Genomic DNA, 12,922 nt, shown 5'->3' on the forward strand with positions numbered 1-12,922 from the left:
TGATTTACACCATACATAACTATTGATTCAATCAGCTAAGTTGGTTGCTTGCGAATCCACCCACACGCAATTCCACCTCCTCATCCCGAAAAATAAACATAATGGTCATGACACGCTTGCTGCCAAAACGAATACGCTCTCCCGCACGTTTTGCGTGCTCGCTTTTTTGAATCTCCTTCAGATCAAATACTTTGCGAAAGACCTTGTCTTTCAGGGGCGTCCAAGTACAACCTGCTTTTCGCGTATATATTTTTTCATCCGTTGTTTTATATTCAAATGACTTATGCGTAATAATCCTTTTGCAATCACTCAACTCCGCCAACTGCCACTCCACCACAACCCGGTCCGGTATAGAGTGTGGTTGATCGGGAAAGCGGCCTTTGACTATTTTATCGGCTCTAACCCCCGGAATTCCCGTCCGTATTCGACTGGTACCCACTGTTGTCTCCGGCGAAAGTACCATGACGCCATAATCCCCATAGTTGGCCATCCTTACCGAATATAAAAACTTCGTACATCCGGTCAAGGTTATAATGCTGAGCGCACTCAATAGTGTGATACCGAATAGAAAGTACCACCTGTAGGTGTGCATGACACTCAGTTCAATGTTCATTGGCGTAAATCGCTGTGGTTAATGTCTAGGTCAAGACCATAGTGTACGGACAACCATTCATTATAGGTATCAATTGCTTCCGTCGGGTTGCTGACATCTTCGAGGATGATTGCACCTACTTTAGTTCGATCACCACCTTCACCCACCCCCTTTTCGCGGCAGGTGCTATACCCACTTACTCCACAGGGAACATCCTCCATAAACTGCTCATCAAATAACGGTTGGGACTCCGCATAGTCCATGCTGTCATCTCCGGCCGCACCCGACCATGTCTGCTGGTTGACGATATCACTGCTGTTGGCGTACATAAACGTCCGATCGGGACCGGAGAAACAGTGTAGTGATGACGGACAGACATCCACACTGTCATGGACGATAGGATTGGTCACGACATCCCAGTCTATTCCAGATATATAGCTTCTATCCATCTCCACCCCTGCACTCTCCGCCTGCTGCACCATCCACATAAACGCCACATCCGACAGGTCGCCCTCCGCGTAGCCACCACCGATATCCGAGTGGGCGCCGATGAAGCCACGCTCGATGCGGGTGGCGCTGTTGGCCGTCGCCGGGGAATCGTGTATGGAGACCCCCGCGAAGTCGGACCGGTGTTCGTTGGCCGCCACGGCGTGGGCGGCATGGTCGGCACTTGCCGGTATGCCCAGGCGCAACTGCTGCAGATCGTTGCTCTGTAAAACCCCATAGTGTGGCACGGTGTCGAACAGGCCGATGAAGTTGAGGTTAAGGTCGATCCTCGCGTTGCAGTCCCGGTTGAGGTAGTCGAGGGCCGCTCTCAGCCGGTTCATGTCGGCATCGATGGCTGATCCGGTGTCAGTATCAATGAATGGATCCTGTTCCCGTCTCAGGTTTTCGTAGATATATCGGAGTTCTTCGGCAGCTGTCGGATCGCTGAAATCGGCGCCGGACTGGGCGACCCGAATGATGTCATCCACCACATTGGCGAACATGCGGGCCTCCGCCGCACCGCGGGAGAAGCCGACGATGTCGATCTCCACCGGGTCGGTGGCACCCTGGTCTTCCATCTGTTCGATATACTGCACCAGATAGTCGGCCATGTGGGCGACCCTCTGTTGCAGGCTGACGCCTAATGCTGCATCTGGTGATGGCGCACTGCCAAAATTCGGGTCGTCCACGCCGGCGCCGGTAATGTAGTAGAAATCCCGGCTGGATGCCGTGCTGCCATCCCAGTCGATGTAGGGGGTGGCAGGCAGTTCACCGGGGGCGCTGCGGTAGCTCTCGGCGAACCGCACCACGTTGGAGATGTCACCCGGACTGTCGGGATCATTCAGAACATTCCGGTTATTGGTGTTGCCGGTGCCGTCGAAAGCGAACAGCAGCAAGCCGGTGGGGTCGATGTTTTGCACCGGGTCGTTGGCTGCGTAGGCGTAAGTGTTCATACCAGCGTTCAGATCCAGCGGGTCGCTGCTGAGGTAGCGGCCTGTCTCAGGGTCGTAGTAGCGATAGTAGTTGTAGTGGAGCCCGGTCTCGGTGTCTTCGTATTGACCGGGGAGCCGCAGGTTGAGCTGGAACGCCACTTGGTCACCGTCCGGGTCGTCCTCTATGTGGGCGCGACCGAAGGGGGCGTAGTGGGCGCGCCAGACGAGCCGGCCCTTGGCGTCGCTCACCGCCACCGGCGCACTCAGGTGGTTGCTATGGATGGTGTAGATCTCTCCCCCTTCCAGCAGGGCCACCGGTTGCCAGCCCAGGTAGAGGTATTGGCGGACGATCTCTCCCTGCTCGTCCATCTCGGCGATCAGGCGCTTGTTTTCGTAGAGGTAGTGGGTGGTGACCGGACCGGCCTCGCCATAGACTGTCTTACTGGTTCGTTCGGCGCGACTGTTGTAGCTGTAGCTGGCGATCAATTTGTCCGCCACCGAGATATGCTCGGGCTGGCCGTTGGCGGTATAGCCTATCTTGGCATCCGCGCTCTGGTGGATGTTGCCCCTGCTATCGTGGACCATCGGTATCGCATGGCTATTGAGCGATGCCTTTCTTATATGGTTGCTGTGATCCGCATAACGGTAGTGCATGTGGGTGCCATTGACTATTTTTTCGGTGCGATTACCGTTTTCATCGTAGCGGTAACCGTAGAGCCCGAAGGGCATCATGGCAAAGTCGAGGCGGCCTGCGTCATCGTAGCGATAGCGGGCATAGGCCTGTTCCCCATCGTCGATGCCGATTATGGCGCCGCTGTCGTTGTATTGGTAGCGATAGTCGTAGATGCCTTCGGTATGCAGGCTGTTGAGTTTCGCGCCATTAAAACGGTAGGTTGTGATCACGTCGTTGCCGAAGCGCATTTGACGCGATCCATTGCTGTTCTCCTCTATTGTGAGGATATCTGTATCCCGGAACCATCCGTCAAGGGACAGGTTCATCTCATCTTTTGCCAAGTCTTGACGGTATTTGAGCTTTTTCCCACCCGGCAGTCCAACCTTTTCGAGACGGCCCGCCTCGTCATACCAGTAGCGTGTGGTGTATTCATGTTCTGCATAGGTTCGGGTATAGACAGTCATGCGGCCACTTGGATCATATTGCCACTGTTCGTGGCCTTTGTGGCGATTGAGGGATTGCAGCTGACCTTGGCCGTAGGTCAGGGTCACCTCTTCGTCCGGGTAGCGTACCTTCGCCAGTTTACCAACGGTATTGTATGTAAACCCTACCCGCTGCCCCGCCGCGTCGGTTTTGGCGATCAGTCTGTCTTTTTCGTCATATTGATAGGTGATTAGCCCCTTGTCCGGGCTTTGCGTGAATATCACCCGCCCGAAATCGTCGTACCGGTAGCGAGTGGTGTTGCCGCGTGCATTGGTGACGGCAATCAGTTTGCCGTGACTTTCGCTGGCATAGCGCCGGACTAAGCCATCCGAGGTTTTGAGCCGCTTGAGTTTGCCGAAGTCGTCGTATTCGATGGTGGTCAGCTTGCCTGGCGCTTGTATGCTTCTGGGTAGTTTTTTTCCTGCCTCATACTCGAACTGGCGAACAATCTCGCCGGACTGGTTCTTCAGGGCGAGCAAGCGTTTCTGATCGTCATAAAGATAGTTCAGCGTGGAGACGGGCCTCCCTTCGACATGCCAGGATTTTTGCTCGATTCTGTTGTCCTCGGTCCATTTGAAACGGGTTTCCAGGCGGTCGTTATAACGCTTGATCATCCGCCCCGCCGGGTCGTATTCCATATGGAGTTCGGTTCCGTCCGGGGTTGTGTAGCGCAACGGATTACCCGCGGCATCGTATTCATAGCTGAATGTTCCAGCCTGACTTTCTATCGATGCAATGGCGAGATCGGCTGTGTAGGAGACCGTTACCGGATGCTCTCTGTCAAACACTATCTCATCGATCTTGCCATATGCGTTGTATGAAACCTGCTGGGTGGTGCCGTCATGGTTGGTTATTGTCTTCATGCGTCCCAGGGAATCTCTTTCGATCTGGGTGATGCCCTCTATCTGGCTCAAGACACCATCGATTGCGTGCATCTGTGCTTTACTATCGTAATCCAGTTGCACAGCACGTGTAATCGGCTTGAATCCCCCTTCAGGCAGCGGGGTAAAGCCGCTCTCCTGGACTTTCTCCGGGCTACCCTGAGCGTTGTAGTCTATTTCCCTGACAAAATCGGCACCGGATTTTACACTCGGCACACTGATCTCGATCGGCAGATCCCGCTCCGCAAGATACTTGATGCTTGCCACCCGCTGCTCTTTGCCATCGACCGATTTGGTCAGCGCTGTGACACGCCCCCTTTCATCGCGTGTGTAGTGCAGGGTAGTACCCTCACTGTTGGTCTTTGCGATGATCTGGTAACCCTCGTTGTAGCGGTAGCTTATATTGCCTTGGCCACAGCTGGTGCAGCCGGGCCCATGAATGGCGGTGACCAGGGCCACGCCGTTTCTGATCTCAGTCTTGTAGGTACTGACCTTGCCCTGGCTGTCGGTGACTTTTGTTTCGCCGGGGGTACTGAAGTCGAGTTTGATCTGGCCCACCTGATCGGCATGGGTGGAGAGGATCGCCCGATCCTTGGCGTCGTAGGCCCAGGTGGCGTAGCGCACACCCCGCTCATCGGTGATGCCAGTGAGGTTGTGGCTGTCGTGGGGATCAGTGTAATGGTAGACCCGGGTGGCGCCGTCGTGGCTGGTGACCTGTTGCAGGTTGCCAACCTCATCATAGCGGTAGCGAGTTGCCTTGCCACTCGGATCATACATGGCCTTGAGACGGCCATTGGGGTAGTGATCCATGCTCAATTCCCGGCCTTGGGGATCACGCACCAGGAAGAGCTTCCCTTGAGGGTTGTAGAAGAGGCTCAGGGTCTGACCGTTGGCCAGTACGAGACGCTGTAGCTGGCCCGTCGGGCTGAACTGGAGCTGCCGCCCATCCCGCCAGTGCCAGGTGAGCTGTTGCTCATTGACCCGCAGCCAGCCGTCGCTGATGCGGGGGGCTGTGAACATATCTGTGCTTTCAGTGGGTTGGAAATGGATCACCCGGCCGTCACTCTGGCGCAAGCGGTAGCCCTCACCTTCCGATTGGAGACTCAGGTCGTAGCTGTGGCTCCAGCCGTAGCCCAGGGGACCTTTGTATTTGCTGTGGCTGTTGTAGTGGCGCTTGAATAGCAGACCCAGAGAGCCGGGCAAGGGGCTGAGATCAGGCTCTTGCTGGTATTTATTGCCGGTGACCACATGGATCGGATTGCCTTCGTGGCTGCCGGCGATGCCGCTGGTCTGAGAGGTGGGGCTGAAGGTTTCATCCTCAGGTGTCTCGGGTATTTCACAAATGGCTGGACCGTGATCATCACCATCGCTGATTGACGGGAGATCGTCTCCATCACTGATCGGTGGCAGATCATCGTTATCACTGATTGGCGGCAGATCATCGCCATCACTGTTGTCGCTATTGTCACCAGCTTGGGTATCGCCAGATGATGGGGGATTCGTATCTTCTGTATCCTCTGTATCAGCCCTATCATCCATCTCCTCATCGTCACCACCCTGACCCGCTTCGTCAGTTGGGGTGGCACCACTTGACTCCGAATCATCCTCTGCGGATGGCGGGGTACCGCCACTACCCGGTGGCTCCATATGGACATTGTTCTCATCCCGCCAGGCATCCGACTGCATGCGTACCGTCGCCACCGAGGTGATCGGTAAGCGCCGGGCGTTATAGTAGGTGAAATTATCTGGATCGAAGAATTGCATCACGGCGGGGATGACCCGGTCCATCAGCGGCACCTTGAGTTGGTAGCCGTAGGTGACCTTGATCTTCAAAAGGTTGGCGTCCTGGATGTTGACCCCGCTGCTGCCGGGCTCAGGATCGCGCCAGCGCAGGTGACTGTTGGGGATGCCAAAGTGGGCATCACCACTACGGGGATCAACGATATTACGACCGAACTCATCGAAGGCCTCGATGGTGGGGTTGATGATTTCGATCTCGGTGAAGCGACTGTCCTGCACGTCGAGGCTGGCGCGGGTGATGGCTGACATGGCCCTCTCTGCGCTGCCGTCGCCGCCGAACAGGGAGGCCAGACGCAGGCCCAGTTCCTGGCGCATGGCATCACTCTGGGCATGGTTGACGGCACCTTTGCGGGCCGCTTCGAAAGTGGCGCTGTTGATGATGATTTTGGCGTCGAACAGCAGGGCGGTCTGAAGGCTACCCAGGCCCATCAGTAGCAGAGCCGGTAGTGACACCAGTAGCTCTGTCATTGCAACACCGCACTGCCTCTTGAACAGCCGGATCAAGTTCCCTTTGATCTGCATCCGGTACTCCTAATTCAACCGATGCTGTTTGACCAACACATGGTTCATCGGTGACGGATCCATGCTTTACAGGATCTTATAAATCTCTGATAGAAACCAAACTACCATAATGAGTTCCGCACACTCTCCACGGCATTATCTACAGCCGCTTCAAGCGTCTCTTGCATCTGTCCCGTTATCTGATCAACTACCTCATCTTCAAATTGATCGATTGTCACTTCTCCCGCTTCCTCGGCATACTCTTGGGTCAACTGCGCATACTGGTCGACTTGAACTTGCGCCGCTTGTGCGGTGCCCTGATTCATCTCTTGTTGCAGGCCTTCGGGCAGCATCTGGGGGTTACTTGTGGTTGATTCCAGGTGTGAAATCTGATCATTGACCGAAACAAGTTCAGCTTCCAACTCTGCACGTCTGTCTGCATCCACTGTATTATTCATCTGATCCTGGAGAGAGAGTTCCAAATCTCTCAACCGGGTGAGTTCCTCCTGCCTTTCGTGAAAGTAGTGCTCGATACCCGCCGATATGCCAGATGCACCATCGGTCAACAGGTTTTCATCTCGTAATGCCCAGGACATGAATACTCGTTCCATAGGTGTATCAGTCAGACGCACTTCCCAATAGGGGCTGAAAAGATTTGCGATTTCATATCGTCCTCGCCTTCTTGCTGGAATATAATCATCGGGAGGATGAAAGAAGAGCTCGCCACTGGCGATTACTGCCATACCTTCACCCGCCATCTGATCTTCAGTGCCAAACACCCCTTCGCCAATTCCGTTCCTCAATTCTTCTTCAGGTACGGAATCGGATCCCAAACCATCGATCTTCGATGCAGTTCTGATATCGGATTGGGGTAGTTCCACTTCCAAGCGCAATGCTACTCGGGGGTCTCTATTCTGCCGACTCAAGTTTCTCAAGTCATTGTAGGCACGTATACCGTTATACTCGGCATCCAGCTCTTCCTGTGCCCGGTTGGCCATCATCTCGGCCCGCCTATTTTCACGGGTATATCGCGGACAGCCGTCATAGGAATTGCGCCACGGCCACGAACGTCCTGTTTCTTGTTCTAGTTCACATTCAAAATCACCGTTGACATAGCGAGACCCCCAGCCCAGAGGAATTTCACGATGAACCCACCTTGGACCTCTACGGGTTAACCTCAGGTCTTCTCTATGCAGGGAAAACGTATCCTTACCCTTCCACTCCCATTGTGTAGAACCGCCTTCGGCTTCTGATATCAAGTTTGTTCTACCCTCTTTTCTTAACCATAATCGCGTTGCACCAAGATTCAGTACATCTGGCGTTTCAGGTAGCAGTTGACTTGTTCCAAGATCTCTTCCGTTGGTGAATTCATCTTTTGACCGATTGACAACATCCGCTTTTCGCTGCAATCCATCCTCATCTTCATAGTGCCTTACCAGGTTTTGCCACGCGACAATGTTTTCGCCCAAACCAATTACCGCATAATCTGTAGTTACGTTGTAACGCTCATCATTTTCCTCGACCACCTCTCTTACAATGGCAGGCGTTGCAGCAAAGCTCGCCACATAGACTGCCTGCTGAATCCTGGTCAATATACCATTAATGCTGTCGATGACCGGGATAAAGGTCTCAGCTACATTCACCATAACATCATCGATTGATTCAGTTATCCTCTCCGCTGCCTCGATGTATGGCTCGACAACCGGGAAATACTCAGTTATGTAATCGATATTCCGAGCAAGGACATGCGCATATTGTGTCCAGGAGGTCAGACTCACCAATTGCCCAATCGAGACCTGATTGGCCACCATTGCCCGATTGGTATAGGCCTGGAAGTTGAGGGCACGTGCCTGCCATATGAGGCCACTATAGACTGCCGCATCCGCTGTATTGATAAGACGCGATCTTTCTGAGGCCGTCTGACCGGTATTGAAAAGCACCAGGCACAATAATATTGAAGACATGAGAAAGGCTATACCAAGGGGCATCGCCTGGCCTACTTCCCTGTTTCGAGGCTTATAAATCTTCATGTTGACCTCTTATTCCAAGGTATCATTTGACATATGCATTTGATACCGGACAGCTATTGTAATGACTATGCAATGTGTGTCAGAAAACACTCGACAGGTCACCATGTATAAGTATTCGAGGTCCCGTTACTGGTAGTAAGTACATATTCATCACAACTAATAAACTCAATGGTCCCTGATGATTGACTAGCGCCCGTAAAACGCAGCCTGCCAGAGCCCGGATGATCATTAGGACAATCCAGTGTGAAGGGAATTTCGGTGGTCACATCGACGTAACCATAATTCGGATCGTAAATTCTGCCAGAGGCCGTATAAGTTGAGTTACCATCCTCAGAAACCTCAGCATCGGTCACACGATACGCACGACCATCGTCACCCATGTAATCAGAAATATTATTGCAATTTTGCCTCTGATCACCGCAACCATAGACACGGTAAATATCCCGTGTTACTCCATCACTGGTGGTTATTAAACCATCATGTATCAAAGTAAATGGACTTAAGACGTCATCACCATATACATAGTGATACATCACACCTGTAAAGGTATAGGTATGAATTCCTTGACCATAGCTGCAATTGGTTAAATGGAATGTATGTATATGCCCGGTGTCATCATCATACTCCACAATCGCCTCGCCACCATGTATGCACATTTCAGAACTTGCATCAGCTGTTCCCATCATATTAATTGAAGCGCTTGAGATGAGATTTTTCCCTGCGGATTGCATCGGAAACGCATAATCGCTTTCCTCAACCGCATGGATGATTCCGGAAACAGCAGTTACGGCAAGGTCCTTGGCGTTATTCTCATCGATAAATGCCTGGCCCTCACTACCTGTATAATTATCTGAAGCATTGTCAACAACTTCATCGCTGGCAGTCTGATCCCCTGCATCTGTTGGATTTTCAGAGGAACCACCACTGCCGCCGCATCCTTGCATTGAAAGTGTAAAGAAAAATAGCATCGAGTAAACAATAACCGTGGAGTCTTTCATGTCCTTATGACCTTTTTGTTACAGCCCATCCTTGGGTGGTTAGAGACTAACTATTTTTACTCAGGCAATGGAACAGGTAATCGAGTAGCGGCAACGCCTTTCAGAAAATGACTACATGAGAGTGTGGCGTGAATCACACCTTTAACACTGTAATATAAATAGCGGATCTTCAAAGACTTCACAAATTATAAATGAGATCACGATTTGATAAATGGTAGCATAAAGGAAGGTTCAGAGTGTCCTTTCTCTATACTCTAAAAAAACCCACCAGTGACGACCTCTATCGGCTTCTCCTCCAGAAACAGATACTAGGTAACACTGTCGTCGCGGAACTCGCTGACCAGACGGCCCCGCCACGAGTAGATAAATTAACTCTACTAATCTTTTTTTTAGCAGTCCATACTCTATCAGTTGGCTATCTGACAATTCACCTGTAGACATTGTAATTTTAGTACTTACTATGGTCAGATCAATCTCAGGTAGTATATGTATAATCCACTCTCCATCTTTTTTATCTAAATTAGTTTCAAATATTGAATAAAAAGGATATTCATCGGCATTTTTATCTAGTCTAAATGAAGATATAGCATTACACTGTACTACTACTTTTTTTCTTTCAATATTTGAGATAAACACAAGAGTTACAGAAAATGGAATCGAATTAAAATCAATTGTTAAATAACAATCTGATAGTAATTCTTTACAAATTCGTCGAACTTCATTTTCCTGCACATCAATCATATAACAATTTCACCTGTACTATGAGAAGCATTATCTGGGTTATAAGGTATTCTAACCCCGTTTTGGTCAAAGCATTAATCAGGAAAGGCATCATTTGAAAGAAGAAAATGGACTCCCCAGCTTCCATTTGTTTCTGTTGGAATAAAATTATGGCCGCCATCGGCTAATCCAGGAGGTTTAACCGATTATCATCTTCAAATTGAGTGGTCTAGATGAGGATTTCCCGAACAAGGCACAAGAAGCTTCCTGCCAATACGCTTTGATTGGCATACATGACCCAGACTGGGTTTGAATGATATCAGGCAGGCGATGTCTGATAGATCTGCAACGAATACCCACTCGCGCAGAACCACTTTCTACCGCTACCTATGGCTTGCGTGAACTGCTTGATCCCTTCCCTTGTTCCTATGACTGTGTTGTAGTTTTTACCATAGTTTTTGACGCTATCCAGCCAGGCTTCCGGGTCGATATTCAAGCGCTCCAGGATTGGCGCCAGTTCTGAAGGAATGGCACCTGATTTATCTTCTCTGATGGCTCGTCCTGCCCAGTCGGTCAGTGCCAGGTAGTCTGGCAGGCTAAAGTTCAAGCCTGTGGGTTTGTCTTGATGCTCGCCACCCACAAACGGCGCTAAATGCGCTGGTGCTGTGGTTGCGGTTTCTGCATGATTCCCTCTTTGCTCAAGTGTTTTTTGATAATGTCTGATGCGATCCTGAATGGAGGTGAAGTCTGATGCTTCCGGTCGATCGGCTATCTTTGCCCGGATCGGGTTGAGATCAACGTAACTCATGCAGGTCAATAGGGCGGCATCGTCAAGCAGGGCCTGGCTTTTGAACCGGCCTTCCCAGAATTTACCTGTGCAGTTGTCCTCTTCATTGGCCTGCCTTGCGATACTTTCATTGAGATTGCGCATGAACCAGCTGATATCGTAGAGTCTGTGGCGCCACTTTTCGATATCCTCGGCAACCACATCCAATTCGGCCTTTGTTAGCTTTATGCCAGTCAAATAGCGGCCTACGATAGGGCTTGGCTTGTAGAGCTGGGTCCATCGGGCAATGACTTCATCATCACACCAGTTCAAAGCAGCTTCCCGAGTAACCAGGACAGGCATCATTTGAAAGAAGAAAATAGACTCCCAAGTTCCCATTTGTTTCTGTTGGAATAAAATTATTGCCGCCATCGACTAACCCAGGAGGTTTAACCGATCATCATCTTCTAATTGAGTGGCCTAGATGTGGTTTTCCCGAACAAGGAATAAGAAGACTCCTGCCAATACGCGTTGATTGGCTTACATGACCCAGGCTGTGTTTGAAAGGTATCAGGCAGGCGATGTCTGATAGATCTGCAACGAAAACCCACTTGCGCAGAACCACTTTCTACCTCTACCTATGGCTTGCGTGAACCGCTTGATCCCTTCCCTTGTTCCGATGACTGTGTTGTAGTTTTTGCCATAATTTTTGACGCTATCCAGCCAGGCTTCCGGGGCGATATTCAAGCGCTCCAGGATTGGTGTCAGTTCTGAGGGGATGGCACCGGATTTATCATCTCTGATGGCTCGTCCTGCCCAGTCGGTCAGTGCCAGGTAGTCTGGCAGGCTAAAGTTTAAGCCTGTGGGTTTGTCTTGGTGCTCGCCACCCACAAACGGCACTAGATGCGCTGGTGCTGTGGTTGCGGCTTCTGCATGATTCCCTCTTTGCTCACGTGCTTTTTGATAATGCCTGATGCGCTCCTGGATGGAGGTGAAGTCTGATGCTTCCGGTCGATCGGCTATCTTTGCCCGTATCGGGTTGAGGTCAACGTAACTCATGCAGGTCAATAGGGCTGCATCGTCAAGCAGGGCCTGGCTTTTGAACCGGCCTTCCCAAAACTTCCCTGTACAATTGTCCTCTTCATTGGCCTGTCTTGCGATACTTTCATTGAGATTGCGCATGAACCAGCTGACATCGTAGAGTCTGTGCCGCCACTTTTCGATATCTTCGGCAACCACATCCAGTTCGGCCTTTGTTAGCTTTATGCCACTCAGATAGCGGCCTACGATAGGGCTTGGTTTGTAGAGCTTGGTCCATCGGGCTATTACTTCTTCATCATGCCAGTTTAAAGCAGCTTCCCGGTCGATCTTCAGCACCGTATGGGTGTGATTGTGCATCACGGCATAAGCACAGATGGAGACTGCGAATACCCCATCCAGCTGCTTCAGTTTTTCCACTATCCAGTCTCTACGGTGTTCGTAGCTACGGCCGGTTAACTCATCCGCTCCGCACAGGTAGGCGCGGCGCACACAGCGCGATACACAGTGGTAATAGGGGGTTTCTTCAAGACAGATCTGTTGCTTGCGCGATATCGTCATGGCCGGCTCCATGGCTTTGAGTACATTCCTTGTACCGGCTGACTTTAACTCACTTGAATGCTCTTTTCAAATGGTGACTGTCCATATATACACATATATACATAGTCCATATATACATAATTCAAGATCGTCGAAAAGACGATAGAACTCGCCTCGAAGGTAAAAGACGGCAGGAAGGCACACAAGACCTATACCGCGGCACTCGCTGAATTGAAGTCGCGTAAACCCAACACCGGATGGCTGGAAAAAGGCTTCGGCTACGGTTGGGAAATCCTCCTTTCAGCATCGGACCCCAAGGATCTCATCGTGGCCGCTGTCGGTATCGCCACCGACCTGTCCATCGACACGTCTGACAAGATTGCCGGCAGAGTCATCCAACAAAAGTACAAAGTGGGTAAACACTAGTATATATTAACTGTCCTTATATATATTATATATAATAAATACTTATATATAATAAT

At 51.0% G+C, this 12,922-nt stretch carries 8 protein-coding genes; 1 reads left to right on the forward strand and 7 read right to left on the reverse strand.

The window, feature by feature from the left end; genetic code table 11:
• Positions 1–31: 31 nt before the first annotated feature.
• The 7 genes from R2K28_RS14490 to R2K28_RS14520 form a co-directional block, all read right to left on the reverse strand.
• Positions 32–613, reverse strand: coding sequence for a hypothetical protein (locus tag R2K28_RS14490; RefSeq protein ID WP_316365446.1), 582 nt, complete (start codon positions 611–613; stop codon positions 32–34).
• Complete coding sequence (locus R2K28_RS14495) at positions 610–6,369, reverse strand: phospholipase effector Tle1 domain-containing protein (RefSeq protein WP_316365449.1); 5,760 nt, start codon at positions 6,367–6,369, stop codon at positions 610–612. Before R2K28_RS14495 ends, R2K28_RS14490 begins: the two co-directional genes overlap by 4 nt.
• A 101-nt stretch (positions 6,370–6,470) precedes the next feature.
• The gene (locus R2K28_RS14500; protein WP_316365450.1) at positions 6,471–8,378 is read right to left on the reverse strand and encodes a Tad domain-containing protein; all 1,908 of its coding nucleotides are present in this window, start codon (positions 8,376–8,378) and stop codon (positions 6,471–6,473) included.
• Positions 8,379–8,476: 98 nt separating this feature from the next.
• A complete protein-coding gene (locus tag R2K28_RS14505) occupies positions 8,477–9,376 on the reverse strand; it encodes a hypothetical protein (protein ID WP_316365451.1) in 900 nt (299 codons plus the stop codon).
• A gap of 231 nt (positions 9,377–9,607) precedes the next feature.
• Positions 9,608–10,117, reverse strand: coding sequence for a hypothetical protein (locus tag R2K28_RS14510; RefSeq protein WP_316365452.1), 510 nt, complete (start codon positions 10,115–10,117; stop codon positions 9,608–9,610).
• Positions 10,118–10,415: 298 nt separating this feature from the next.
• Entirely contained in the window at positions 10,416–11,195 is a 780-nt protein-coding gene (locus R2K28_RS14515) for a transposase (protein ID WP_316365455.1), read from the reverse strand.
• 237 nt (positions 11,196–11,432) lie between these two features.
• A complete protein-coding gene (locus tag R2K28_RS14520; RefSeq protein ID WP_316365457.1) occupies positions 11,433–12,461 on the reverse strand; it encodes a transposase in 1,029 nt (342 codons plus the stop codon).
• A 210-nt stretch (positions 12,462–12,671) separates the two neighbouring features.
• Here R2K28_RS14520 and R2K28_RS14525 point away from each other — a divergent pair, with 210 nt between their 5' ends.
• On the forward strand, positions 12,672–12,866 hold the full coding sequence (locus tag R2K28_RS14525) for a hypothetical protein (RefSeq protein WP_316365460.1): 195 nt from the start codon (positions 12,672–12,674) through the stop codon (positions 12,864–12,866).
• Positions 12,867–12,922 lie beyond the last annotated feature (56 nt).

This window comes from Candidatus Thiodiazotropha sp. CDECU1 (genome assembly GCF_963455295.1).
GTDB lineage: Bacteria > Pseudomonadota > Gammaproteobacteria > Chromatiales > Chromatiaceae > Thiodiazotropha.